25 protein-coding genes, 2 pseudogenes and 1 riboswitch are annotated in these 23,441 nt (G+C 54.1%); of the genes and pseudogenes, 10 read left to right on the plus strand and 17 right to left on the minus strand.

Translation table 11 applies throughout. The features are described 5' to 3' along the window. The first annotated feature begins 2 nt into the window (after nucleotides 1-2). The 3 genes from ACS603_RS09655 to ACS603_RS09665 all read left to right on the plus strand — a co-directional run bounded on the left by ACS603_RS09655 (nucleotide 3) and on the right by ACS603_RS09665 (nucleotide 3,682). The gene (locus ACS603_RS09655; RefSeq protein WP_474944154.1) at nucleotides 3-1,205 is read left to right on the plus strand and encodes a glycoside hydrolase family 53 protein; all 1,203 of its coding nucleotides are present in this window, start codon (nucleotides 3-5) and stop codon (nucleotides 1,203-1,205) included. A 30-nt stretch (nucleotides 1,206-1,235) separates the two neighbouring features. Continuing rightward, nucleotides 1,236-3,293, plus strand: coding sequence for a beta-galactosidase (locus ACS603_RS09660; RefSeq protein ID WP_474944169.1), 2,058 nt, complete (start codon nucleotides 1,236-1,238; stop codon nucleotides 3,291-3,293). 146 nt (nucleotides 3,294-3,439) lie between these two features. Continuing rightward, nucleotides 3,440-3,682: a PTS sugar transporter subunit IIB gene (locus ACS603_RS09665; RefSeq protein WP_182060384.1), complete on the plus strand. Its 243-nt coding sequence runs from the start codon at nucleotides 3,440-3,442 to the stop codon at nucleotides 3,680-3,682. A 101-nt stretch (nucleotides 3,683-3,783) separates the two neighbouring features. Here the strand turns inward: ACS603_RS09665 and ACS603_RS09670 are convergent, their stop codons facing one another. Then, nucleotides 3,784-5,049, minus strand: a complete 1,266-nt coding sequence (locus tag ACS603_RS09670; protein ID WP_182060385.1) for a maltoporin — start codon at nucleotides 5,047-5,049, stop codon at nucleotides 3,784-3,786. A gap of 269 nt (nucleotides 5,050-5,318) precedes the next feature. Between ACS603_RS09670 and ACS603_RS09675 the strand changes: the two genes are divergently transcribed. Then, nucleotides 5,319-6,395 carry a LacI family DNA-binding transcriptional regulator gene (locus tag ACS603_RS09675; protein WP_182060386.1) on the plus strand — a complete coding sequence of 359 codons (1,077 nt, stop codon included), beginning with the start codon at nucleotides 5,319-5,321 and terminating at the stop codon, nucleotides 6,393-6,395. Between the two features lie 35 nt (nucleotides 6,396-6,430). Here ACS603_RS09675 and ACS603_RS09680 read toward each other — a convergent pair whose 3' ends face one another. After that, the gene (locus tag ACS603_RS09680) at nucleotides 6,431-7,432 is read right to left on the minus strand and encodes a magnesium transporter (protein ID WP_474944155.1); all 1,002 of its coding nucleotides are present in this window, start codon (nucleotides 7,430-7,432) and stop codon (nucleotides 6,431-6,433) included. A 60-nt stretch (nucleotides 7,433-7,492) separates the two neighbouring features. Further along, nucleotides 7,493-7,662: riboswitch (M-box (ykoK) riboswitch) on the minus strand. Nucleotides 7,663-7,819: 157 nt separating this feature from the next. Between ACS603_RS09680 and ACS603_RS09685 the strand changes: the two genes are divergently transcribed. After that, nucleotides 7,820-8,323: a DedA family protein gene (locus tag ACS603_RS09685; protein WP_474944156.1), complete on the plus strand. Its 504-nt coding sequence runs from the start codon at nucleotides 7,820-7,822 to the stop codon at nucleotides 8,321-8,323. Nucleotide 8,324: 1 nt separating this feature from the next. On the opposite strand, the gene ACS603_RS09690 is transcribed toward ACS603_RS09685, so the two are convergent. Beyond that, on the minus strand, nucleotides 8,325-9,074 hold the full coding sequence (locus ACS603_RS09690; RefSeq protein WP_446492639.1) for an SDR family oxidoreductase: 750 nt from the start codon (nucleotides 9,072-9,074) through the stop codon (nucleotides 8,325-8,327). A gap of 100 nt (nucleotides 9,075-9,174) precedes the next feature. Between ACS603_RS09690 and ACS603_RS09695 the strand changes: the two genes are divergently transcribed. Next, a complete protein-coding gene (locus ACS603_RS09695; RefSeq protein WP_182060390.1) occupies nucleotides 9,175-9,534 on the plus strand; it encodes a winged helix-turn-helix transcriptional regulator in 360 nt (119 codons plus the stop codon). A gap of 1 nt (nucleotide 9,535) precedes the next feature. Here the strand turns inward: ACS603_RS09695 and ACS603_RS09700 are convergent, their stop codons facing one another. Further along, on the minus strand, nucleotides 9,536-10,330 hold the full coding sequence (locus ACS603_RS09700; RefSeq protein ID WP_182060391.1) for an SDR family NAD(P)-dependent oxidoreductase: 795 nt from the start codon (nucleotides 10,328-10,330) through the stop codon (nucleotides 9,536-9,538). Nucleotides 10,331-10,481: 151 nt separating this feature from the next. Continuing rightward, entirely contained in the window at nucleotides 10,482-10,922 is a 441-nt protein-coding gene (locus ACS603_RS09705; protein WP_315688284.1) for a winged helix-turn-helix transcriptional regulator, read from the minus strand. A gap of 149 nt (nucleotides 10,923-11,071) precedes the next feature. Between ACS603_RS09705 and agp the strand changes: the two genes are divergently transcribed. Then, nucleotides 11,072-12,313 (plus strand): bifunctional glucose-1-phosphatase/inositol phosphatase, encoded by a 1,242-nt coding sequence (gene agp / locus ACS603_RS09710; protein WP_474944157.1) that lies wholly within the window; start codon nucleotides 11,072-11,074, stop codon nucleotides 12,311-12,313. A 32-nt stretch (nucleotides 12,314-12,345) separates the two neighbouring features. Here agp and ACS603_RS09715 read toward each other — a convergent pair whose 3' ends face one another. Both ACS603_RS09715 and wrbA read right to left on the minus strand, forming a co-directional pair. Then, complete coding sequence (locus ACS603_RS09715; RefSeq protein WP_182060394.1) at nucleotides 12,346-12,573, minus strand: YccJ family protein; 228 nt, start codon at nucleotides 12,571-12,573, stop codon at nucleotides 12,346-12,348. Between the two features lie 18 nt (nucleotides 12,574-12,591). Further along, the gene (gene wrbA / locus ACS603_RS09720; protein ID WP_014069704.1) at nucleotides 12,592-13,188 is read right to left on the minus strand and encodes an NAD(P)H:quinone oxidoreductase; all 597 of its coding nucleotides are present in this window, start codon (nucleotides 13,186-13,188) and stop codon (nucleotides 12,592-12,594) included. 390 nt (nucleotides 13,189-13,578) lie between these two features. On the opposite strand from wrbA, the gene ACS603_RS09725 reads away from it, so the two are divergent. After that, a complete protein-coding gene (locus tag ACS603_RS09725; protein ID WP_014069705.1) occupies nucleotides 13,579-13,752 on the plus strand; it encodes a con-10 family general stress protein in 174 nt (57 codons plus the stop codon). Nucleotides 13,753-13,850: 98 nt separating this feature from the next. Here the strand turns inward: ACS603_RS09725 and ACS603_RS09730 are convergent. After that, nucleotides 13,851-14,325: pseudogene (locus ACS603_RS09730) on the minus strand (YrhA family protein). On the opposite strand from ACS603_RS09730, the pseudogene ACS603_RS09735 reads away from it, so the two are divergent. Further along, a pseudogene (locus ACS603_RS09735) lies at nucleotides 14,307-14,366 on the plus strand (hypothetical protein); the annotation flags it as partial. The pseudogenes ACS603_RS09730 and ACS603_RS09735 overlap by 19 nt on opposite strands. Here the strand turns inward: ACS603_RS09735 and ACS603_RS09740 are convergent. Beyond that, complete coding sequence (locus tag ACS603_RS09740; protein WP_474944158.1) at nucleotides 14,363-15,508, minus strand: HNH endonuclease signature motif containing protein; 1,146 nt, start codon at nucleotides 15,506-15,508, stop codon at nucleotides 14,363-14,365. The pseudogene ACS603_RS09735 and the gene ACS603_RS09740 overlap by 4 nt on opposite strands. Before the next feature lie 193 nt (nucleotides 15,509-15,701). On the opposite strand from ACS603_RS09740, the gene ACS603_RS09745 reads away from it, so the two are divergent. Continuing rightward, nucleotides 15,702-16,595, plus strand: coding sequence for a DMT family transporter (locus tag ACS603_RS09745; RefSeq protein WP_474944159.1), 894 nt, complete (start codon nucleotides 15,702-15,704; stop codon nucleotides 16,593-16,595). Between the two features lie 35 nt (nucleotides 16,596-16,630). Here ACS603_RS09745 and rutG read toward each other — a convergent pair whose 3' ends face one another. The 8 genes from rutG to ACS603_RS09785 form a co-directional block, all read right to left on the minus strand. Continuing rightward, on the minus strand, nucleotides 16,631-17,959 hold the full coding sequence (gene rutG / locus ACS603_RS09750; protein WP_182060397.1) for a pyrimidine utilization transport protein G: 1,329 nt from the start codon (nucleotides 17,957-17,959) through the stop codon (nucleotides 16,631-16,633). 21 nt (nucleotides 17,960-17,980) lie between these two features. After that, nucleotides 17,981-18,475, minus strand: a complete 495-nt coding sequence (gene rutF, locus ACS603_RS09755; RefSeq protein WP_436353366.1) for an NADH-dependent FMN reductase RutF — start codon at nucleotides 18,473-18,475, stop codon at nucleotides 17,981-17,983. A 9-nt stretch (nucleotides 18,476-18,484) separates the two neighbouring features. Next, nucleotides 18,485-19,075, minus strand: coding sequence for a malonic semialdehyde reductase (locus tag ACS603_RS09760; RefSeq protein ID WP_315688290.1), 591 nt, complete (start codon nucleotides 19,073-19,075; stop codon nucleotides 18,485-18,487). Between the two features lie 9 nt (nucleotides 19,076-19,084). Next, nucleotides 19,085-19,885 (minus strand): pyrimidine utilization protein D, encoded by an 801-nt coding sequence (gene rutD / locus ACS603_RS09765; protein ID WP_474944160.1) that lies wholly within the window; start codon nucleotides 19,883-19,885, stop codon nucleotides 19,085-19,087. A 7-nt stretch (nucleotides 19,886-19,892) separates the two neighbouring features. Continuing rightward, nucleotides 19,893-20,279, minus strand: a complete 387-nt coding sequence (gene rutC / locus ACS603_RS09770; RefSeq protein ID WP_182060401.1) for a pyrimidine utilization protein C — start codon at nucleotides 20,277-20,279, stop codon at nucleotides 19,893-19,895. 11 nt (nucleotides 20,280-20,290) lie between these two features. Then, nucleotides 20,291-20,983, minus strand: a complete 693-nt coding sequence (rutB, locus tag ACS603_RS09775; RefSeq protein ID WP_474944161.1) for a pyrimidine utilization protein B — start codon at nucleotides 20,981-20,983, stop codon at nucleotides 20,291-20,293. Next, the gene (gene rutA / locus ACS603_RS09780; protein ID WP_182060403.1) at nucleotides 20,983-22,074 is read right to left on the minus strand and encodes a pyrimidine utilization protein A; all 1,092 of its coding nucleotides are present in this window, start codon (nucleotides 22,072-22,074) and stop codon (nucleotides 20,983-20,985) included. The genes rutB and rutA overlap by 1 nt, the downstream gene beginning before the upstream one ends. A 286-nt stretch (nucleotides 22,075-22,360) precedes the next feature. Then, nucleotides 22,361-22,825 carry a SymE family type I addiction module toxin gene (locus ACS603_RS09785; RefSeq protein ID WP_474944162.1) on the minus strand — a complete coding sequence of 155 codons (465 nt, stop codon included), beginning with the start codon at nucleotides 22,823-22,825 and terminating at the stop codon, nucleotides 22,361-22,363. Nucleotides 22,826-23,441: the final 616 nt, after the last annotated feature.

Genomic DNA, 23,441 nt, shown 5'->3' on the forward strand with positions numbered 1-23,441 from the left:
TCATGAAAAGACTCAAACCCGCCTTGCTTGCTGTTTGCCTCTCATGTGGCCTTGCCGCGAGTGCTTTTGCTGCGGATGCGGTGAAAACGCGTCCGTTTAACGCCATGCCTGCGGATTTTATTAAGGGCGCGGATATTTCGACCCTGCTGGAAGCAGAACAGCACGGCGCGAAGTTCTATAACCAGAACGGTCAGCAGCAGGATGCAATTGCTGTCCTCAAAGCGAACGGCGTGAACTATGTGCGCCTGCGTTTATGGGTTGACCCGCAGGATGCCGAAGGCAATACCTACGGCGGCGGCAGTAACAATCTGGAAAACACCATTACGCTTGCGAAGCGCGTGAAAGCGCAGGGCATGAAACTGCTGCTTGATTTCCATTACAGCGATTTCTGGACCGATCCGGGCAAACAGTTCAAACCGAAAGCCTGGGAAAAGATGGATTACCCGCAGCTCAAAACGGCGATCCATGACTACACCCGCGACACCATTGCCCGCTTTAAGAAAGAGGGCGTGCTGCCGGACATGGTGCAGATCGGTAACGAAATCAACGGCGGAATGCTGTGGCCAGAAGGGAAAAGCTGGGGGCAGGGCGGCGGTGAGTTTGATCGCTTAGCCGGGCTACTCAACGCTGCCATTGGCGGGATGAAAGAGAATCTGACCGGTGGCGAGCAGGTGAAAATCATGCTGCACCTGGCGGAAGGCACCAAAAATGACACCTTCCGCTGGTGGTTTGATGAAATCACCAAACGCGACGTCCCGTTCGATATTATCGGCCTGTCGATGTACACCTACTGGAACGGCCCGCTCAGCGCGCTCAAAAGCAATATGGATGACATCAGCAAGCGCTATAACAAAGACGTGATCGTGGTGGAAGCGGCCTACGGCTATACGCTGGAAAATTGTGATAACGCCGAAAACAGCTTCCAGGCCAAAGAAGAGAAGGACGGCGGCTATCCGGGCACCGTTCAGGGCCAGTACGATTATATTCACGATTTAATGCAGTCCGTCATCGACGTGCCTGACCATCGCGGTAAAGGTATTTTCTATTGGGAGCCGACCTGGATTGCTGTTCCCGGTACCACCTGGGCGACCAAAACCGGCATGAAATATATCCATGATGAATGGAAAGAGGGAAATGCCCGCGAGAATCAGGCGTTATTTGATTGCAAAGGAAAAGTGCTGCCGTCAATAACGGTATTTAAATAGTTTTTAATCTTCATTCAGGATGTATTTATGATGAATAAATTTGCGCCTTTAAGTTCAAAGGTCGCTGCGTTATTGCATGGTGCCGACTATAACCCGGAGCAATGGGAGAATTACCCCGGTATTGTTGAAAAAGATATCGCCATGATGAAGCAGGCGAAATGCAATGTTATGTCGGTTGGGATATTTAGCTGGGCGAAACTTGAACCACGCGAGGGGGAATATGATTTCGCCTGGCTGGACACCATTATTGAAAAGCTTTATGCGGCAGGTATTCATATTTTCCTGGCGACGCCAACCGGCGCGCGTCCGGCATGGATGTCGCAAAAATACCCCGAAGTGCTGCGCGTGGGGCGTAACCGCGTGCCCGCACTGCATGGCGGGCGTCATAACCACTGTATGACGTCTCCGGTGTATCGCGAGAAGACGCTGAAAATCAACAGCCTGCTGGCGGAACGCTATTCGCAACACCCGGCGGTGCTGGGCTGGCATATTTCGAATGAGTATGGCGGGGAATGCCACTGTAACCTGTGTCAGGAACGTTTCCGCGACTGGCTGAAGGCGCGCTATAAAACCCTGGATGCGCTGAACCATGCGTGGTGGAGCACCTTCTGGAGTCATACCTACACCGACTGGTCGCAGATTGAGTCGCCTGCGCCGCAGGGAGAGGTGTCGATCCACGGCCTGAACCTCGACTGGCGACGCTTTAATACTGCGCAGGTGACTGATTTCTGCCGCCATGAAGTGGCGCCGTTGAAAGCCGCGAATGCGGAACTGCCGGTGACGACCAACTTCATGGAGTATTTCTACGATTACGACTACTGGCAGCTTGCCGGGGCGATCGACTTTATCTCCTGGGACAGCTACCCGATGTGGCACAGGGAAAAAGACGAAACACAGCTTGCCTGCTACACCGCCATGTATCACGACATGATGCGCAGCCTGAAGGGCGGCAAACCCTTTGTGCTGATGGAGTCCACACCGGGCACCACCAACTGGCAGCCGACCAGCAAGCTGAAAAAACCGGGGATGCATATTCTCTCCTCGATGCAGGCGGTGGCCCACGGTGCGGACGCGGTGCAGTACTTCCAGTGGCGCAAGAGCCGCGGGTCGGTGGAGAAATTCCACGGGGCGATTATCGACCACGTGGGTCATCTTGATACCCGCGTCGGGCGGGAAGTGACGCGCCTTGGCGAAATGCTTGAACGTTTGCCGGATGTCGTGGGCTGTCGTACTGAAGCCCGGGTGGCGATTATCTTCGACCAGCAAAACCGCTGGGCGCTGGACGATGCAGAAGGGCCGCGCAACAAGGGAATGGAATACGAGAAAACCGTAAACGAGCACTATCGTCCGTTCTGGGATCAGGGCATCGCGGTGGACATCATTGACGCTGATTGCGATCTCAGCCCGTACGCGCTGGTCATCGCGCCAATGCTCTACATGGTACGTGAAGGCTTTGCCGAACGTGCAGAGGCGTTTGTCGCTGCGGGCGGGCATCTGGTGACGACCTACTGGAGCGGAGTGGTGGATGAAACGGATCTTTGTCATCTGGGTGGATTCCCGGGACCGCTGCGTAAGCTTGTGGGAGTCTGGGCTGAGGAGATTGACTGCCTGGATGACGGTGAACGTAACCTGGTTCAGGGGCTGGCGGGCAATGCGTCAGGGTTGCAGGGGCCGTATCAGGTTCGTCATCTGTGCGAGCTGATCCACGCTGAGTCCGCACAGGTGCTGGCGACCTACCGTGACGACTTTTACGCTGGCCGGCCTGCCGTCACGGTGAACCGCGTTGGTAAAGGTAAAGCATGGCACGTGGCGTCGCGCAACGATCTGCCGTTCCAGCGTGATTTCTTCGCCGCCATTATCAACGAGCTGGCGCTGCCGCGGGCCATCGAGGGCGATTTCCCGCCGGGTGTGGTCGCAACAGCGCGCACGGACGGCGAAACCACCTGGGTGTTTGTGCAGAACTTTACCGCCCTGCAACAGCTCATCACGCTGCCGCAGGGGTATACCGACTGCATGACAGATGCCGCTGCGGTAGGCGATACCGTGCTGCTGGCGTGGGACTGCCGGGTGCTGAAGCGTAAAGCGTAGAGCGGTTTTATTGCCGGGTGGCGCTGCGCTTACCCGGCCTACCAAACCCGTAGGCCCGTGCAAGCGAAGCGCCGCCGGGCAAAAAAGGCACAAAACGCCTGCTCCCCGAGCAGGCATTTTTTTATCCGTAAAAAGAGAGGCGTATTATGGACAGTCAAATTACTCAGCGTTTAATTCCAGCGTTTGGCGGTGACGATAATATCGAGCACATTGAAGCCTGTATTACCCGCCTGCGCGTCACGGTAAAAGATTTAAACAAGGTTAATTCAAAGGCGTTACAGGAGGAGGGGGCGCTTGGCGTAATTATTATCGGTCAGCAGGTTCATGCGATATTTGGCAGGCAGTCTGATACCTTGCGTCAGTTATTAGAAAAGCATTTTAATCATTAAATATAAAAAAGGGATAGCCAAAATAATGGCTATCCCGAAACAGGAGAATAGACTGCCAGTTGTTGGAGATACAATAACGATTAACGCATTTTAAAAATTAATTACCACCAGGCTTCGACCTGCACGCCAAAGTTCCAGGTATTATTTGCGGTACCATCTTCGAAGGATTGCCCTTTTTCAGAATCATTCAGGTAAGAAGCAAACACGCGCAGCTCAGGACGCGACATAAAGTCGGGACCATCGGCCAGGCCCAGGGCAATGGTGTACTTCTCGCCGCTCTGCTTGTATTTCGAACCGTCGGTATAGGTATCTTCCTGGTAGAAGCCACCCACCTCGCCAATCAGGCGGACATATTCCGTAAACTGATACTGGGCGCGACCCACCAGCGAGACGAGGCGTGACTTGTCGGTGTACTGCGTGGTGTCATCCGCCGAGCCCCAGGTCAACACGTGGTTGAAGGAGAACTTGTCGGTGATCGGAATCAAGCCGGTATTGATCACGCGGTAGCCAGTCGCATCGTTCACGTAGTTCCACATGTCATACCAGCCGCCACCCTGTGACACCATGTTCTGCGCCAGACCTTTGTTAGCGTACTGCAGCACCAGCTTGTTATAGCCGCCAAACATATCCTGGCTGATCTCGCCGGTGACCATCACGCCATTATCGGCTTCATACAGCCCGCCATAATCCTTCTGCTTGTTGGTGGGATTTGGCATGGCGTAATCAATACCCACTTCTGTCCATGCCCCTGCCCACGGTTTCCAGCCTGCGTAGCGAAGGTCGATATAGTTGATATTCACGTCGTTGTCGCCATCTACGCGGTAGTCTACATCGTTGGCATCGCCACGGATCCACGCCACGGAGACAGCGCCCGGGCCGAGGGTATAGTTCTCAATACCCGCACCGGAGCCGGAGATATTCCAGTATTTGGTGTCGATAATGTGCAGGTCATGGCGCTGGTAGTAACGCTTACCGCCCCAAATTACCGCATTCGGATCGCCGGGGATCAGGCCTTTTATCTGGAGATTTAACTGGCGCAGCCCAAACTGCGCATCGTCACCAAACGTGGTTTCGTTATCGTTTGAACCGTCAGAGACCATGCTCACCATGCTGTCGAGGTAGAAGCTGACGTCGTTCTTTTTGTACACCTCAGAACCCAGCTCCAGCTCGCCGTAGGTATCGGCTTCGTTACCCAGACGGCCAATTTTATTTTTTTGCCACTCCTCCATCCCACCATCCCGTGAGACGCCCACACCAGAGCGAAGATATCCATGAAAATCAATCGGTACAGAAGACGCTGCAAACAGCGAAGGAGACGCTAACGCGGCAGCCAACGCAACGGATACAGATCGGATCGTCGTGTTCATTGTTACCCTCTTATTGTTTTGTAATACGTTCACAAATCCGCAGTCATAAAATGCCTAAACCTGTTATCTGGCAATTACACGATCGTGAATGTGTGATTAAGTGCAAATAAAATAGACAATTTTGTTACGAATGATGAGATGAACCATGAAATGTGGCATTGTGAGCGTCATACTTTTTGATGGTGTTAGGTGCGTGAAAAGAGAGCGGTGTGCGTTTTTTTACATCACCCCTGTTACAATCAGCGCATAACAACATAAGGAACCGGACCATGAAGTCGAAAAGCGCGACGTTAGAGGATGTGGCACGCCATGCGGGCGTCTCCTATCAGACCGTGTCCAGGGTACTGAATAAATCTGCCAACGTATCCGAAGCCACGCGTCACAAGGTGGAGAAATCCATAGAGTTATTGCGGTATGTTCCAAACCGACTGGCTCAGCAGCTGGTAGGCAAGCAGAGCCAGACGGTCGGGCTGGTGACTATTTCGCTGGCCTTACACGCCCCCTCACAGGTGGCGGCTGCGGTAAAACGCTACGCCAATGTGGAAGGATACCAGGTGCTGATCTCAATGATTGATGAGAACGTCAACCATAGTATTCAGGATTCCATCAACGAGCTGAAGTCTCAACTGGTCAGCAAAGTGATCATCAACGTCCCGCTGGAGGCCGAGCAGGCGCAGAAAATCGCGACAGACAATGACGATATTGTCTGTCTGTTTCTCGATGTGGACCCGTACAGTTCCGTGTTTAACGTTTCATTTAACCCGGCAGATGGCACGCGCGCCAGCGTCAAATATCTCTATGAACTGGGCCATCGGGAGATTGCCCTGCTGGCCGGGCCGGAGTCCTCCGTGTCGGCACAGCTGAGGCTGAAAAGCTGGATCGAAACGCTGAAGGGCTATGGGCTGGAGCCGGCATCGGTCATTCGCGGTAACTGGGATGCGCAAAGCGGCTATTCCGGTGCCCTGCAAATGCTGCGCGAAACGGCACAATTTTCCGCCGTGCTGGTCGCCAACGACCAGATGGCGCTTGGCGTATTGAGCGCTTTCCATCAGCAGCAAATCTCCATTCCGGCGGAGAAGTCGGTGATTGGTTACGATGACACCTACGAAAGCTCGTTCTTCTACCCGGCGTTAACCACGGTATCGCTCGATCTGGATTTGCAGGGCAAAGAGGCCGTGCGGCGTATTCTGGACAGCGGCGACGACAATGCGCTGCGCATGTCGTCAATTCTGCCTGCCCGGCTGGTGGTGCGCCAGTCCACCGGGCAGAAAGGGGAGAAGGGGAAAAACCTGCAAGCGCTGGCTCAGCAGCTGCGCGAGATAGCGCATCAGCTTGGGGATATGTAACCGCGTGGGCACCTCAGCCAGAGGTGCCCGTTGCATTACTCCAGCCCCAGCGTGTACTGGGCAATCTTGAAGTAGATAATCAGCCCGGTACCGTCGATAAGCGTGGCGATAAACGGGGCCGACACCACGGCAGGATCGATGCCGCAGCGCTTGAGTACCATCGGGATCACGGACGAGACAATCGCACTCCACAGCGTAATGCAGACCAGCGTCAGGCTGACGATAAGGGTGATTTCCATACCGATGCCCATCATCCAGGCGCGAACGCAGCCCGCCAGCCCCAGGGTGACAGCAATCATTAACGAGGTGGTCATCTCTTTTCGCAGCACCCGCCCGACGTCACGTAAATGCACTTCGCCCAGCGCCATCGCACGCACCAGCGTGGAGGTGATCTGCGTGCCGCTGTTGCCACCGGTACCAATCAGCAGAGGAATAAAGAACGCCAGAGCGATGGCGGATTCCAGCGCCTCTTCAAAATGCTGAATGACAGAGCTGGTGTAAGCTTCGGCAATAAACAACAACAGCAGCCAGACGGCGCGCTTTTTCCACAGGCTGAATGCACTGGTTTCCAGATAGGGTTTTTCCAGCGGCAGCGTAGCGCCCTGGCGCTGAGCATCTTCGGTTACGTCATCTTCCAGCAGATGCGCGATTTCACGCTCGGTGAGGCACCCGACCAGTTTGCCGTGCGTGACCACCGGCACCACATCCGCTCCGCCGTGAGCCAGTTGCCCGGCAACGTCTGAACGTTCATCTTCCGGTTTCAGCTGAATAAATTCCGCTATCATCAGCGCCCGGACCGGCTGCACCGTATCGACGGCCTGCAATAATTTGCGTACGGCAACCATGCCCGCCAGACGTCCCTGGTCTTCGATAAAAATATGCGACGGAATATCATCGTCTTTTAATTTTTCGAAAAACTGTTCACGTGCCAGCGCCACGCATAACGAAATATCGAGAACGATAAAATCGGTATTCATATATTGCGCGACCGCGCTTTCAGTGAATGCTGGAGTATTGTTGTGGATGGAGTAAGACATAGTAAATTCCCTTTGAAGAATAAAATCTCTCAGGGGCGAGCAAGACAGGGCATGTCGAAGAAGAGATCCCCACGTCCTGGGTTCAGCACTGTACACCGTATCCCGTAAGGGAAGTTATACTGACAAAGCCTTGATTCGACAGTGCCTGTTTTACCCTGTGCCGGTTCTCTCGAACCCACCAGAGCGATAACGTGTATTTGTACAGGAGCCTCGCCATAACGAGATCGTAGTAAACGAGAGGGATAATACGCTTATTCTGTCGCGCTGCTGGAGAATCTAAATAATGTTTATGAAATGTTTAGAAGCATATCTTATCAACAGTGTTGAGGCATTATTTAAGGTCGGTCCTTTTAAATAGAAAAATAATAATCAGACGGGGGATGAAGTATGGAGTGGTTAAACAATTTACTCAGCCACTTTGCCGTTCATCCCGCGCATCTGTTTGCCCTGCTTTTTGTGATGGCGCTGAGTAAATCAACGGTGCTTGTCTCGTCGGTACTGCCACCCGCATCGGTGATGCTGATTGCGGGCATTAGCGTCAGCCAGTCGGCGCTGCATCCGGGCCTGACATGGCTTGCGGTGGTGATGGGGGCGACGCTTGGCTCAGTGGTGAATTACCATATTGGTCAGCTGATGGGGCAGTCGCGGCTGGTCACGCGTTTTACGACCAAACATGCGGATAAATTTTTACGCGTGCAACACCAGCTGCAAAAAAATAGCGTGGTTGTACTGTTCACCGCCCGCTTCCTGGCGGTATTGCGCTACATCGTGCCGCTGGCGGCGGGGACGCTGCGGGTAAGCGCCGTGAAGGTTTACGTCGTTAGCCTGCTTTCTGCCGCCGTGTGGGCGGCGCTGTATGTCGGTGCCGTGACCGGCATCAGCGCCTTCTGAATTACAGACTTCCCGTGCCGCCATCCACCAGCAGTTCCGTGCCTACGGTATAGCTCGATTCATCCGACGCCAGATACAGCGCGGCTTTTGCCAGCTCCGTCGGCGTGCCCATGCGCCCCAGCGGCACCAGATTTGCGATATCGCCCTGCAAGGCTTTTTGCGCCGCTTCGCTTAACCCCAGTTTATGCAACGCCGGAGTTTCTACCGGGCCAGGGCTAAGGCCATTAACACGAACCCCACGGGATAAAAGCTCTGCTGACAGGGTTCGCGCCAGAGAGAGCAAACCGGCTTTGCTTGCCGCATACACGCTGCTGGTGGGCAGGCCGATACGGGCGCTGACCGAGCCGCACAAAATCACCGATGAGGGGTTATTCAGCAGCGGCAGCAACGCCTGAATCAAAAAGAACGGGCCTTTAAGGTTGATGCGCATCAGCCGGTCCCAGGCCTCTTCCTGCCACTCTTCCAGCAGGCCGTGGGTGACATCTCCGGCGTTGATAAACACCGCGTCCAGCCGTGGCCAGCGGGATGCGAGCGTCTCCGCCAGCGCTTTTTGCGCCGTGATATCACCGGCATCGGCAGGAATAACCCATGCGCTATCCCCGAGAATGCGTTGTGCTTCGGCCAGGGTTTCCGGGTTGCGCCCGGTGACGGCCACCTGCGCCCCTTCGGCAATAAATTCCTGCGCGGTAGCCAGCCCAATGCCGCTGGTTCCGCCTGTAATCAAGGTGTATTTACCTGCTAAACGTCCCATGAATGCCTCCTGAATTCGCTCTGGAGAAAGCACTATAGAAACGTTAGTATCGAAAGGAAACCAGGTACCATTTGGATACTAAAGAGGCAAGAGGTGTGCTATGGCGGAAATACTCACTGAACCCTGCGAAAAAAAATCTGCGGTCCACGCCTGCCCGATGACGCGGTTTGTGAATCTTATCGCGGGCAAATGGGCAATCCCGATCCTGTACCGGCTGATTGTGCTTAACACCCCGGTGCGCTTTGGTGATCTGCTGCGTGCCGTTGCGCCCATTACGCAAAAAGAGCTGACTAAACAGCTGCGTTTGTTCGAACAGCGCGGGCTGGTGTCACGCACCGTCTACCCGGAAATCCCGCCGCGCGTGGAGTATCAGATAACCGAACTGGGGCTGACGCTTCAGAATGCGCTTTCCCCGCTGGCCGCCTGGATGAACGAGTATGGCGACCAGCTGGAGCGCTAAATCAGTGGCTTAAATAGCGCGGGGCCGGTTCACCGGTACGCGCACTGGCAAACAGCTCCAGACGCGCGGCCTCGAAACGTTCCCATAACCGGGTATCGTGCATGGGCGGGATGGTGATCAGCTCACCCTGATCCAGCCCGGCAAGTGCGGCATCCACCAGGTTGTCGGTGGTCATGACCGAGCCTTCAGGCAGGTCGGTAATGGAGACGCCGGACAGATCCCAAATCTCCGTTGCCGTGGCGGCAGGCAATACCGCCTGAATGCGCACGCCACTTTCGGCAAACTCTTCCTGCAACCCGCGGGTGAAATTGAACACCCAGGCTTTGGTGGCGCTGTAAAGTGCGCTACCGGCGCGGGCGTGAAGGGAAAGCACGGAGGCAATGTTGATCACCGTACCGCTGTTGTTCTGCGCCAGACGCGGAAGAATGGCGTAGGTTAAGCGCATCAGCGCGGTGGTATTCAGGGTGTTAATGGCCTGATGCTGGTCAACGTCGCCGGATAAAAAGGGGGCCATCTGCGCCGTTCCGGCATTGTTCACCAGCGTATCAATACGGGTGTCGTTTCTCAGCGTCTCTTCAACAGCGCGAATGCCGTTTTCATCGCTCAGATCGGCGGTCAGGATCTGCACATCGACCCCGTAGCGGCCAGAAAGGTCTGCCGCCAGCGCCTGAAGGCGGGCTTCACGACGGGCAACCAGTACCAGGTTGTAGCCGCGTGCGGCAAGACGATCGGCATAAACGGCACCGATCCCCGAAGAAGCTCCTGTGATTAAAGCGGTTGAATGTTGCGTGGTCATGGCGTGTTACCTCAAAGCAAAGTGGTTAATTGGTTTCATGTTGAAACTGAATTCACTGTGAGATATTTGGTTTTATAATGCAACCATTTTGCGCGGTATTTTTTATTCCTGCCGTCAGAAACGGGGCTAATCTGGCTTTAATGAACTGAAATTACGGGAGTTTAAGCGCAATATCTTCGGGCGCTAATTCACGGCCATCGTTGGCAACCAGCGCCAGTTTGCGCAGCGGCTGTTGGTTTTTGACATCGACCAGCACGCTGCCCGGCTGGTTCTGGCTAAACAGGAATTCATTCCCCCATTGCGACAGCGCAACCAGCACCGTTTGCAGGGCGCGCCCTTTGTCGGTGAGCACATATTCCTGCCAGGCGCTGCCGTCAGAGGCGGGCTGGAGTGTCAGAATGCCTTCCTCGACCAGCAGTTTAAGGCGCGCGGTTAGCATGTTTTTGGCGATGCCGAGGCTTTTCTGGAACTCGCCGAAGCGTTTCACGCCGCGCAGCGCATCACGAACAATCAGTAACGACCACCAGTCGCCGATGATGTCCAGCGAACGGGCGACAGGGCAGGTGCTCTCTTCAAGGCGGGTACGTTTCACAGCGGATCCTCCGGGTAGTATGGTTTTATTATAAAACTAATCTGCGGCGCGGTTAAGAGCGTTATTTATCAGTTTGAGAAATGCTTCCCGGAAAAATGTCATAAATCTGTCACACTTAAGCGACATTAAAACCGAGTGAGGAATTAGGGATGAGAAAAGCACTACTCGCTGTTGCAGTGGCAGGTTCCATATCAATGACGTTCGGCGCTCAGGCGCAGGACGCGCCGGAAGGATACCAGTTAGAGCAAGTTTTAATCATGAGCCGCCATAATCTGCGCGCGCCGCTGGCCAATAACGGCAGCGTGCTGGAACAATCCACGCCGAATAAGTGGCCGGAATGGGAAGTGCCCGGCGGGCAGCTCACCACCAAAGGTGGCGTTCTTGAAGTGTATATGGGGCACTATATGCGCGAATGGCTGGCCGGGCAGGGGCTGGTCACTACCGGGGAATGCCCGCCTGCAAACACTGTTTATGCCTACGCCAATAGCCTGCAACGCACCGTGGCGACCGCGCAATTCTTTATCACCGGGGCTTTCCCGGGGTGTGACGTGCCGGTGCATCACCAGCCAGAAATGGGAACGATGGACCCCACCTTTAACCCGGTCATCACCAACAACTCACCGGAATTCCGCGATAAAGCGCTGAGCGCAATGGCGTCAGAGCGGCAGAAAATGCGGCTTGATGAAAGCTACAAACTGCTGGAACAGATGACGAACTACGCCGAATCCCCGTCCTGCAAAGAGAAAAAAGTCTGCTCGCTGACCGAGGCCAAAGACACCTTCAGTGCCGATTACGAAAAAGAGCCGGGCGTGTCCGGGCCGCTGAAGGTGGGGAACTCCTTAGTGGATGCGTTCACCTTGCAGTATTACGAAGGTTTCCCCGTCGATCAGGTGGCGTGGGGCGAGATCAAAACCGATCAGCAGTGGCGGGTGCTGTCGAAGCTGAAAAATGGCTATCAGGATTCGTTATTCACCTCGGGTGAAGTGGCGCGCAATGTGGCGAAACCGCTGGTGAAATACATCGATAACGCCCTGGTGACTGAGCAGGGGAAAGCCGCAAAGATAACGCTGCTGGTGGGACACGATTCCAACATCGCCTCGCTGCTGACAGCGCTCGACTTCAAACCTTATCAGCTGCACGACCAGTACGAACGCACCCCGATTGGCGGCAAAATTGTCTTCCAGCGCTGGCATGACAAGAACGCGAACCGGGAGCTGATGAAAATCGAGTATGTCTATCAAAGCACTACGCAGCTGCGTAACGCTGAGGTCCTGTCGCTGAAATCACCCGCGCAGCGTGTCACGCTGGCGCTTTCAGGGTGTCCGGTGGATGAGAACGGTTTCTGCCCGGTAGAGAAGTTTAATACGGTGTTGAACAACGCGGCGAAATAAGAATAACCCCCCGCGCTGGCGGGGGGAAACGTTCAGACGTTTTTACGTTCGATGGTTTGCTCACCCCAGAAGAGTGAGTCTTTGTCCGTTTTATCGAAGGCACGCATCAGTACCTCATCACTGCCTTCTTCCCAAATCTGCTCGGCCAGCTTTTCGTCATATTTCGCAACTTCAAAAATGGCTTCGGCGATTTCTGGCGAGGTATTACGTAAACTTGCCCATTCGCCCACGTGGTGAGCTTTGGATTCTTGAGTTGGCATGATTGTCCTCCTGTTGGGTTAGCCGTTCAGTTTTTTGGCAAGACCCGCGACATGTTCACCCTGGTAACGGGCGATGGTCAGCTCTTCATTCGTTGGCTGGCGTGATCCATCGCCACCGGCAATGGTGGTTGCGCCATAGGGTGTACCACCACGAACCTGAGACACATCAAACAACTCCTGAGCGCCATAACCGATTGGCACAATCACCATTCCGTGATGCGCAAGAGTGGTCCAGGTTGAGGTAATGGTCTGTTCCTGGCCGCCGCCTGTACCTGTAGAGCTGAATACGCTGGCGAGCTTGCCGTACAACGCACCAGATGCCCAAAGTCCCCCGGTCTGGTCGAGGAAGGTTCGCATCTGCCCTGACATATTGCCGAAACGGGTTGGGGTGCCAAAGATGATGGCATCGTAGTCAGCCAGTTCTTGCGGGGTGGCCTGCGGGGCATTTTGTGTTTTTCCCCCGGCTTTGGCGAAGGCCTCGGCGTTCATGGTTTCCGGTACGCGTTTCACCACAACCTCTACGCCATCCACTCGGTTTGCACCTTCTGCAACTGCGTGAGCCATGGTTTCAATATGTCCATACATGGAATAATAGAGCACCAGAACTTTAGCCATTTTGCATCACTCCTCGTTTGTTTTTTCTGGCAGCGGATCGCTGCGTTCATTTAAAGATAAGTCGTGCTGGCCAGACTGCAACTCTGAGCACCATTTCTTTGATTTATAACAAGTTATTTAACATCTGGCGCTGTAGCAAAATGAAACACATTTACGAAAACAAAATTCCGGAATGATAAGAAAGGCTTATTGATAACCGCGCCGCCCGTCCTGGCGAATGCGGAGGATCATGTTGCAGAATATTACCGTTTAGGCTCGCGACATAGGCTTTCCACTAAGCTTAGTGTCACGCGACGTAAAAAGTGGCACGGCCATTCGTCGTCAGGTGAAAGAATCCTCTTTTACTGAATGCAGTATGATGTTGAATGTTTCACACCCTGGAGGTTAGAGATGGCAAACCATCGTGGTGGTTCAGGTAATTTCGCTGAAGACCGTGAAAGAGCATCAGAAGCAGGTCGTAAAGGTGGCCAACACAGTGGGGGTAACTTTAAAAATGACCCTCAGCGTGCATCTGAAGCAGGTAAAAAAGGGGGTAAAAACAGCCACGGCAGCAGCAATAAGTAATACGCCGGGTTGATCCTCTGCCGCCGGGGCTCCCGGCGGTTTTTTTATCTAAGTGATTGCAAGCATCGAATATGATGTTTTTTAATTACGCCAGAGATTTATTTTATTGTGGTAATTATTTCTTTTAAAAAATCACTGAAGTTATCAAATGAACCATATATCGATGCGGTGGATGCATTGTCACGAATTTCAAATGAGTTCACTTTTGCATCATAAGTAAATAATGATATTCCATCCTCCCCAATAACTAAACGTTGTTGTAATTCAGGATCTAAATAATCATTGTTGCGATAAAACTCATTCATAATAAAAAAAGTTTTTAATTATCGGCTCTGGAATTGACAAGCTGAACATGGTAAGTCCGTTATACTCGAATCCATCCATTGTTTCGATGAATGTAGTATAATCTGGTTGATTTACTAAAAGATGACAAGCTTCGTTTCCAATTTGATCAAGTATTGGTGAGGACGTTTGTGCACGTTTTTTTGTCAAACTATCAAGAAATAATGCATTAATAGGTTGTTCAACAGGGTACTCTAAATCGGCCATCATTTTTCTTAATTCGATTAGCATGTCTGTTACATTTGATTTCATTTTTATACCCATCAAATTAGTTGAGCGGATAGATCGAGTCGGTAGGCATAATCCACGGCGTTATTTTGCTGTCTCCGGGTTGCATATCTCTTGTAGAGGTTCTCTGCATGTTTGTTAACACCTTATGAAACGGCTCTTTTTTAATCAATGATAAGTTATCAAAGGTATTTGTCCCGCTATCATCTAATGGTAGTTTATGGTGAACTTCCCAGCCATCTGGTGCTATACCCTTACGCATTCTTAATAAATCTGAAGATTCGAAGCTGTTAGCTGCTTCTGAGGAATTTGATAATTGGTTTAGAAACTTTTTCCTCGCTGTACTATTAAATTCTTTCCTCAATAACATAGTTTCAGAAGGAGCGCGTTTAATATAGTTTATTTCTTTCACCTCTATATTGTTTAATAGTTTGGTCTCTCCCCTTACCTTGCCAAGGTAGTTGTACACTTCTTCAAAAGACTCATTGTTGGGTCGCTTCGCTAACAGAATTGACGCAGCCGCAATAGCTGCGCCAGCCGTTTGTTCATTCAACACTTGATCATAACCTTTAACAGCATCACCACCTAATTGATCCGCTGTTTTCCTAAAGTCTTCAACATTTCCATTATATATTCCTCCTGCGGCTAATAACCATCCTGCTGCTTTGCTATTTATTTTGTTACCCGCTTGAGTGTGCTGCACAGCTGTATCAGAATAATGTAACTTTTGTGTAGGTGTTGGTTTTCGTCCTTGATGATTATCAAGACATTCATGGTAGGCATCTCTAACCATCATTTCAAACCATTCATGCCAATGTTTCATAAAGCAATCGTAAATGAGATCGCCATCTTCATTAAAATAAAATGGGTTATTAAAGTAATCCCATCTTTCAGATTCATCTATTCCGATAAACCAACCTGTATCCAAATTATGCTGTGTATGATCATAAGCACCGTCATATATACCATTACGCTTGCGATCATATTTAGAGGAAAAGGGATTGATAAAGCCATTTTTCTTTTTTGGCATTTGTTGAAGGCTAAAGTGAGAATAGTTGTCAGAATCAAGATCGTAGAAGATTCTTGTTCTTTCAAATGCGACTTCTGGCCTGAGTATGTATTGAAAATCCTCTGGTGTGAGCTCTCTCACAGCATCCCAGGTTTGTATTAATCTAAAACCAGCCATTTATACACCTTATTAATGTGTGGTTAATGGCGGCAAATAATATCGTAATGGGGTTGAAAATAAAACGATATACCCGTGATCATTTAAGATGCTCTCTTTCGAAGATAATCAGGATCATGCCGGCAATGATAAACATTGAACTGTAACCAAAGGCAACGCACACTACAGGATTGACCTTTATTGCTGGTGCACCATGTCGTCTTCTCGTTTCAAATTCTCCGTAAAACCGCAGGAAGCCATCCTCATTCTGATCACCATGTTCTGGGGCGGGACGTTTCTTGCCGTTCAGTATGCGGTCACCCTGAGCGATCCTTTCTTCTTTGTCGGCCTGCGTTTTGCCACCGCGGCGATTGCCGTGGCGCTGATTTCACTGAAAACCTTACGGGGGTTGACGCTTAAAGAGCTGAAGGCCGGTGTGGCGATTGGTATTGCCATTGCGATGGGCTACAGCCTGCAAACCTGGGGCTTGCAGTCTATCTCCAGCAGTAAGTCGGCGTTTATCACCGCGATGTACGTGCCGCTGGTGCCGCTGCTGCAATGGCTGTGTCTGGGCAGAATGCCGGGGCTGATGTCCTGTATTGGCATTGTGCTGGCGTTTATCGGCCTGATCCTGCTGGCAGGGCCGGGCGATAACCTGCTGGCTTTAGGGCCGGGCGAGATGATTACCCTGGTGGGCGCGGTGGCGATTGCCGCGGAAATTATTCTGATCAGCGCCTGGGCCGGGAAGGTGGACGTGAAGCGGGTGACCGTTGTGCAGCTGGCGACCGCATCGCTGGTGGCGTTTGCCGCCATGGTGCCGGCGGGGGAATCTGTGCCGCCGATGTCCACCGGGCTTGTGGTGGTTGCTCTGGGGCTTGGGATCTTCAGCGCCATTATTCAGGTGACGATGAACTGGGCGCAGCGCAGCGTTTCCCCGACGCGGGCAACGGTTATCTACACCGGTGAGCCGGTCTGGGCGGGCGTGTTCGGGCGCATTGCCGGGGAGCGTTTACCGCTGCTGGCGCTGGTGGGTGCAGCATTTATTGTTGCCGGGGTACTGGTGAGTGAGTTAAAGCTAAAAAAACGACGTAAGGCAATAGCCGGGTAAGCGTAGCGCCACCCGGCAATAAAGCGGCACTTATTTCAGGTTGAAGGGGTGATGGCTTCCGCTTGCGCTTCATCCACTTTCCCGCGGCTTAGCAGGGCGTTTAACAAAATAGCGCCAAACGTCGCCGTACCAATCCCGCCAATGGTAAACCCGCCCAGCGTCAGGGCAAAATCACCCGCGCCCAACACCAGCGTTACCGCCACCATAATCAGGTTGCTGTTCAGGCTAAGATCGACCCGGTGTTGTACCCAGATACGCGCCCCGGCTACGGCTATCAACCCAAACACCACAATGGATGCCCCGCCAATCACCGGTGCCGGAATGGTGTGGATCAGCGCGCCAAATTTCGGTGAAAAGCCTAACAGCATGGCAATCACGGCCGCCGCGACAAAAACCAGCGTGGAGTAGACTTTGGTTACCGCCATCACGCCGATGTTTTCGGCGTAGGTTGTGACACCGCTGCCGCCAACAGAGCCAGAAAGCATGGTCGCCAGCCCGTCACCGACAAACGCACGCCCCATGTACGGGTCCATATTGCGCCCGGTCATCCCGGCAACCGCTTTCAGGTGGCCTAAGTTTTCAGCGACCAGGATCACCGCCACGGGGGCGATCAGCATCATCGCCTGTCCACTGAACACCGGAGAGGTAACCTGCGGCAGGCCGAACCAGGCGGCGTTGTGGATCAGGGTAAAATCGACCGGTTTGCCAAAGCCGAACACGTTCGCCAGCAGGGCATAAACCAGACACGCCACAATCAGCCCGACCAGGATCAGCAGGCGCTGGATCATGCCGCGCGTGAACACCGCCACCAGGCCGATGCACAGCACGGTGATCACCGCCATCCAGCTTTCAAACGGTGAACCTGAGACGCTTTTGACCGCAATTGGGGCGAGGTTCAGGCCGATGGCCATCACCACCGCGCCCGTCACTACCGGCGGCATCATTCGCTCAATCCAGCGCGTGCCGGTTTTCATCACCACCAGGCCAATCAGGGTATAAACCAGCCCACAGGCAATAATGCCGCCGAGGGCCACGCTCAGGTTCGGGTTGATCCCCTGGCCGTTAAACCCGGTGGTGGCAATCACCACGCCCACAAAAGCGGCGCTGGAGCCAAGATAGCTGGGCACGCGCCCGCCAGTGACAAAAAAGAACAGCAGGGTACCGATACCCGACATCAGAATGGACAGGTTGGGATCAAGCCCCATCAGCATGGGCATCAGCACCGTGGCGCCAAACATGGCCACCGCGTGCTGCACGCCCATCACCAGGGTTTGTGCTACAGGGAGTCTCTCATCCGGCGCGACCACGCCGCGTTCTGAAGAGGTCGATTTCAACTGCCAGTGGGGAAATCCGAACATTGCCATGAGCTGTCTCCTTAAGGAGGGTTAACAGGCGGGTCGCAGGAGCGCGTGATAGCCGCGGTCAAACCACACCAACCCCTGCGGCGCGGGGTGGCGAACTATCGAAACAATGTCGCAAAACAGGATGTCGTGAGTGCCCACGCTGACCACCTGGCTGATACGACAGTCAAACGAGGCCAGCGCATCTTCAAGACGCGGGCAGCCTGTTTCGCCGGTCTGCCAGCGGGCGGCGGCGAAGCGTTCGTCCATCGGCGTTTTGCCGCCGAACAGGTTAGAGAGCGGCTCTTGCCCGGCGCTGAGCGTGTTGACGCACAGGGTGCGATTCTCGCTAAACGTCGGCCAGACAGATGCCCCGCGATTCAGGCACACCAGCAGCGTGGGCGGTGAGTCGGTGACGCTGCACACGGCGCTGGCGGTAAACCCGGCCATGCCGGCGGGGCCGTCGGTGGTGATGATATTGACCGCCGCACCCACGCAGGCCATCGCATCGCGAAAGGTTTGTTTATCCGGTGTGTTCATCCTCACTCCTTATGCCAGACCACAGGCATCTTCAAAGGCCAGACGCGGCAGGCGCCCGTACAGTTTGCTGCTGTCGCCATAGCCGATGTTGATCAGCAGATTGCTTTTCAGGGCGGTGCCGGTGAAAAAGGCATCGTCCACTTTTTGCCGGTCGAAGCCGGACATCGGGCCGGTATCCAGCCCCAGCGCACGACAGGCGAAAATCAGGTACGCCGCCTGCATAGAGCTGTTACGAAAGGCCGTCTCTTCGGCAAGGGCCGGGCTTGAGGTAAACCAGCTCCGGGCATCGCCGTGCGGGAACAGGGTGGGCAGGCGCTCGTAAAATTCTCCGTCCCAGGCCACGATGGCGGTGACCGGTGCGGTAAGGGTTTTCTCCAGATTGCCGCTGGAGAGCGCCGGGCGAAGCTTCTCTTTTCCTTCGGCGCTTCTGACAAACACAATCCGCGCTGGTGAACAGTTGGCGGAGGTGGGGCCCCATTTCATCAGGTCGTACACTTCCCGCAGCAGCGCATCGCTGACCGGAAGATCCTGCCAGCCGTTATGGGTGCGCGCCCCGGTAAATAACGTATCCAGCGCAGTGGGGGTAATGGCTTCGCTCATTGTGGCTCCTTACAAAGCGGGTTCAGGGCTGTGCAACAGGCTGGCAAGCCCGTTCAGCAACAGGGTGTTAAAGGTGTCGGGTTCGGTCACGTTGCAGGCGTGCCCGCCCTGGCGCATCACCACCTTCTGGCTGCCGGGAAGTGCTGCCTGCAATTCTGATGAACAGACCGAGGGGACCAGCAGGTCGTCCGCAGAACAGATGATGTGCACCGGGCAGCGAATGCGCGCTGCGTGGCGGCTAAAGTTGGCCTGTTTCAGCGCGGTTAAGCGGCGCAGCAGGTTGTGTTTGCCCTGAAAATGGGCCAGCGCCAGAGACTCTTCGGCTTCCATGCGCGGCGCGCGGGCGGCCATCCAGTCTGCCGGATAGAGAAACAGCGGCTGCGCTTCCACCCACGCCTGCGCGCCCCCGGCGTGGAGCAGACGTTCGCGGATCTGAAAACAGCGACGGGTATGGGCATTCAGCGACAGCCAGCCGTTGACGCACACCAGGGCGGTGACGGCATCGGGGTAATCCAGCGCCAGTTGCAGGCCAATCAGCGCCCCCAGCGCGTGGCCCACCACGCAGTAACGTGAGATCCCCGCGCTGGCCAGCGCCTGTGCAAGATCCTGCGCCATCTCGGCCATGCAATACCCTTCGGGCAGGGTGTCCGGGTTATTGCCCGTGCCCCGCTGGTCGTAGCACACCACCTGGTACTCCTGTTCCAGCCGCGCAAGCTGCGGCAGCCAGTAGCTGCCCCCGCCGCCCAGCCCGGCTATCAGTACCACGGCGGGCGCGCCGTCATACGGGGGTGCTGATACAGAGAGTTTCATGGCAGCCTCACTTCGCAATGTGCGCGACAGTGGCGATTTCAACCAGCGCGTCGGGTTTCACCAGCCCGCACTGGATGCAGAACCGCGCCGGTTTATCGCCCGGGAAGAACTCGGCGTAGATTTCGTTAATCGCGGCGTAGTTTTTCCAGTCGGTGATAAAGATGCTGTTGAAGGTCACGTCCTCCATCGTGCCACCTGCGGTTTCGATCACGCGTTTGATCGTTTCCAGCACGTGACGCGTTTGCGCCTTTGGGTCGTTGATAAACACCACGTTGTTGTCTTTATCAAACGGCAGCGTACCGGAGACATACACCACGCCATCGGCAAGCGTGCCGGGCACAAACGGGGCGATAGGGGTGCTGGTGCCCGGTGGAATAATCACGGATTTTGGCATTGTGGTGCTCCTCAGGCGATACGGGCTAATGACGGCGGGGTAAGAGCATCGCAGAAATCGGCGACGTTACTCACCCAGCCAAAAAAGGTTTCGATATTAAACAGGGCCGCTTTCTGGGCGAACTCCGGCCCGGCCTGGTGGGTGGCGTCTTCCAGCACCACGCCGAAATATTCGAGGAAAAAGCCATCGCGTAACGTGGACTCCACGCAGACGTTGGTGGCGATACCGGTAAAGACCAGATGGCGGATGCCCCGGCTGCGCAGCAGGCTGTCGAGCGGGGTGTTGAAAAAGCCGCTGTAGCGCGGTTTGGGCAGCACGATATCGCCTGTCGCAGGAACCAGTTCATCGACCAGCTGATAATCCCAGCCGCCTTTCGCCAGCAGCTTGCCCTGTAATTCGGGCTGCTTGCGCATGGTTTTCAGGGCGTTGGATTTGTGGAAATTAGGTGAGCCGGGGCCGCCGGCTTCCACGTACTGATCGTCCCAGCCGTTCTGGAACCAGATAATCAACATGCCCGCCGCGCGTGCGGCAGCCACGGCGGTTTTAATGTTCTCAATCACCGGCTTCGTGGCGGAGACATCAAACCCGGCCAGATCCAGATAACCGCCCTGGCTTGCGTAAGCGTTTTGCATATCCACCACAATCAGCGCACTGCGCTGGGCGTCGAAGGTGATGGCTTCCGGGCGAGCGTCAAGCGTGGTCATTACGCAACCTCCTTTGTAATAGCGGGAATGTGGGCGCGGCACTGCATCAGCGGCTGAATACGTTCGCCGAAGGTTTCAACGCCCATCAGGAAATCGTCAAAGGTAAGCAGGACGCCTTCAGCGCCTGGTACTGCGGCCACTTCATCCAGCATTCTGGCGACATTTGCATACGAGCCAACCAGCGTGCCCATGTTGATGTTCACGGCGGAGGTCGGGTCAGCCATCTGGCGGACGTTGGTATCTGAGCCGGAGCGGGTATCTTTCTGGCTCTGTTCGGTGAGCCAGCTCAGCGCTTCTTCGTCGGCCCCGGCTTTATACAGTTCCCATTTGGCGCGTGCGGCGTCGTCGGTTTCATCGGCAATAACCATAAACAGCACGTAGGAGCCGACATCGCGCCCGGTTTTGTCGGCGGCTTCTTTCATGCGTGCCGCCGTGGGGGCAAAGGCCGCCGGGGTGTTAACCCCTTTGCCAAAGCAGAAGTTGAAATCGGCGTATTTCGCGGAGAACTCCATGCCTGCATCGCTCTGCCCGGCGCAGATCACTTTCATTGGCACGGACGGCTGCGGGCTGACGCGACAGTCGTTCATGGTGAAGTAGTCGCCTTTAAAATCGCTTTTTCCGGTGCCCCACAGGTCGCGCAGTACCTGCACGTACTCGGTGAGGTACTCATAGCGGCGCGAGAAATATTCGTCGCCCGGCCAGATGCCCATCTGGTCGTATTCCGGTTTTTGCCAGCCGGTGACCAGGTTGACGCCAAAGCGGCCACCGGAGATGGAATCGATGGTGGAGGCCATTCGCGCCACAATCGCCGGGGGCAGGGTGAGGGTGGCGGCGGTGGCGTAAATCTGGATGCGGGACGTGACTGCCGCCAGCCCGGCCATCAGGGTGAAGGACTCCAGGTTGTGATCCCAGAATTCCGTCTTACCGCCAAAACCACGCAGCTTGATCATCGAGAGCGCAAAATCGAAATGGTAGTGCTCCGCTTTTTGCACGATAGCCTTATTCAGCTCGAAGGTCGGCTTGTACTGCGGGGCGGTGGTCGAGATTAGCCAGCCGTTGTTACCGATAGGGACAAATACGCCAATTTTCATCACGAACCTCTCTTCATCTCTGTGTGGGGTGAAAGTCAGACGTGGCGCTGCATCCTGCATATCCTGTTCAGCCTCGTGAAAAGGGTTTTGCAAAGGGGATGCCAGTTTTTAAAATGGCTTTGTTATTAAGGTGTTAATGCGAGGTTGGTGAATTGAGTGCAAATAAAGTGGACTAAATGGTCAAAAGAAATGCACACAAAGCAGGCAACGGTGCGCGATGGCGGTGCAGGGGCGGGGGAGGGAATGCAGCACGATCCCGGTGCGGGCCGGGATCGCAGGTTAGCGTTTATTGTGGCTTCACAGCCCCGTTCATGCGTTTCGGCTCCGGCAGATCGCCCGTATCATTCAGCGCCCCCGGGAACGTCGACAGCCACGCTTTCACCTTCTGTTTATTGGTATGCACTGCGCTTAACCCTTCTAAACAGCCCCACAACTCGCGGCTATTCTGCGGGGTGATCACAATGCAATCCGGCATCACGCGGATTTTAACCGCGCGGCCATACGCAAACCCGGCGCGGGACAACCAGTCACCGGACAGCGGCAGATAGTTATGCTCCATGCGCGTATACAGCTCACCGCATGATCCACCCGCCTCATCCCGCGCATGAACACGCCCGGAATGGGTCGGCTCCCCGTGCAAGTCCCGCGGGTTCTTTTTGCGTACCTGCTCGCGAATTTCTTCACCATTTTCAAATACTGCATTTTCCGTTTGGGCAACAGCCCGCTCTGGCATAAAATTCTTCGCAGCCATATTCAACTCCCTAATAGTTGTTTGTGGTTAGCGGTATAAAGGTGTTCCACCATCTTTATACCGCGATCTTGTTTATCTACTTTTCTCTATAAAACTCACTGTTTGTGTTGGGTGGCTTCACTACGCTGATTATACTCCTATGGATAAAAACACAGGGGTAAAAATGTCGGGGAAATGGTGAAAATGCGAGGAGGGTCGAGGAAAAGGATGGGGGAGGACAGGAGTCGGGGATGGAAATGGTGTTTTTATTGTTAGGAGAGGGGTATTGCTGAGGGGGATGTGAGTGGGGGATTACGGTAGGCTGGTTTGATGTGAAGGTCCGCAGCGAGAGAGAAACGGAAATATTTTTTTTGGCTGACAAAAGTGAGCTAGATTTATTACTTTAATTTGAATTGGCGCAGGAAAAGTTTCAGCGTTTAAAACTTGACCGTTTTCATGGGCTATATCTGGTGTATTTCATTTTATAAGTAATAATAAAGACTGGCTAAAATTCTGTTTCGAGCTTAGTTTGTAAAATATAAACACACTGTAAAATAAACAATGTGATAACCTGAAAATAAGAAGAAGTACAGTCTATATAATTATTAAAAGGGACTAAGTAGCCCCTTTGTAAATG

Source organism: Enterobacter sp. Li2LvB3 (assembly GCF_056156645.1).

Bases quoted from the DNA above. Each gene is read 5' to 3' on its own strand.
- ACS603_RS09655 (WP_474944154.1), top strand. From the start codon at position 3: ATGAAAAGACTCAAACCCGCCTTGCTTGCTGTTTGCCTCTCATGTGGC.
- ACS603_RS09660 (WP_474944169.1), top strand. From the start codon at position 1,236: ATGAATAAATTTGCGCCTTTAAGTTCAAAGGTCGCTGCGTTATTGCAT.
- ACS603_RS09665 (WP_182060384.1), top strand. From the start codon at position 3,440: ATGGACAGTCAAATTACTCAGCGTTTAATTCCAGCGTTTGGCGGTGAC.
- ACS603_RS09670 (WP_182060385.1), bottom strand. From the start codon at position 5,049: ATGAACACGACGATCCGATCTGTATCCGTTGCGTTGGCTGCCGCGTTA.
- ACS603_RS09675 (WP_182060386.1), top strand. From the start codon at position 5,319: ATGAAGTCGAAAAGCGCGACGTTAGAGGATGTGGCACGCCATGCGGGC.
- ACS603_RS09680 (WP_474944155.1), bottom strand. From the start codon at position 7,432: ATGTCTTACTCCATCCACAACAATACTCCAGCATTCACTGAAAGCGCG.
- ACS603_RS09685 (WP_474944156.1), top strand. From the start codon at position 7,820: ATGGAGTGGTTAAACAATTTACTCAGCCACTTTGCCGTTCATCCCGCG.
- ACS603_RS09690 (WP_446492639.1), bottom strand. From the start codon at position 9,074: ATGGGACGTTTAGCAGGTAAATACACCTTGATTACAGGCGGAACCAGC.
- ACS603_RS09695 (WP_182060390.1), top strand. From the start codon at position 9,175: ATGGCGGAAATACTCACTGAACCCTGCGAAAAAAAATCTGCGGTCCAC.
- ACS603_RS09700 (WP_182060391.1), bottom strand. From the start codon at position 10,330: ATGACCACGCAACATTCAACCGCTTTAATCACAGGAGCTTCTTCGGGG.
- agp (WP_474944157.1), top strand. From the start codon at position 11,072: ATGAGAAAAGCACTACTCGCTGTTGCAGTGGCAGGTTCCATATCAATG.
- ACS603_RS09715 (WP_182060394.1), bottom strand. From the start codon at position 12,573: ATGCCAACTCAAGAATCCAAAGCTCACCACGTGGGCGAATGGGCAAGT.
- wrbA (WP_014069704.1), bottom strand. From the start codon at position 13,188: ATGGCTAAAGTTCTGGTGCTCTATTATTCCATGTATGGACATATTGAA.
- ACS603_RS09725 (WP_014069705.1), top strand. From the start codon at position 13,579: ATGGCAAACCATCGTGGTGGTTCAGGTAATTTCGCTGAAGACCGTGAA.
- ACS603_RS09740 (WP_474944158.1), bottom strand. From the start codon at position 15,508: ATGGCTGGTTTTAGATTAATACAAACCTGGGATGCTGTGAGAGAGCTC.
- ACS603_RS09745 (WP_474944159.1), top strand. From the start codon at position 15,702: ATGTCGTCTTCTCGTTTCAAATTCTCCGTAAAACCGCAGGAAGCCATC.
- rutG (WP_182060397.1), bottom strand. From the start codon at position 17,959: ATGGCAATGTTCGGATTTCCCCACTGGCAGTTGAAATCGACCTCTTCA.
- rutF (WP_436353366.1), bottom strand. From the start codon at position 18,475: ATGAACACACCGGATAAACAAACCTTTCGCGATGCGATGGCCTGCGTG.
- ACS603_RS09760 (WP_315688290.1), bottom strand. From the start codon at position 19,075: ATGAGCGAAGCCATTACCCCCACTGCGCTGGATACGTTATTTACCGGG.
- rutD (WP_474944160.1), bottom strand. From the start codon at position 19,885: ATGAAACTCTCTGTATCAGCACCCCCGTATGACGGCGCGCCCGCCGTG.
- rutC (WP_182060401.1), bottom strand. From the start codon at position 20,279: ATGCCAAAATCCGTGATTATTCCACCGGGCACCAGCACCCCTATCGCC.
- rutB (WP_474944161.1), bottom strand. From the start codon at position 20,983: ATGACCACGCTTGACGCTCGCCCGGAAGCCATCACCTTCGACGCCCAG.
- rutA (WP_182060403.1), bottom strand. From the start codon at position 22,074: ATGAAAATTGGCGTATTTGTCCCTATCGGTAACAACGGCTGGCTAATC.
- ACS603_RS09785 (WP_474944162.1), bottom strand. From the start codon at position 22,825: ATGGCTGCGAAGAATTTTATGCCAGAGCGGGCTGTTGCCCAAACGGAA.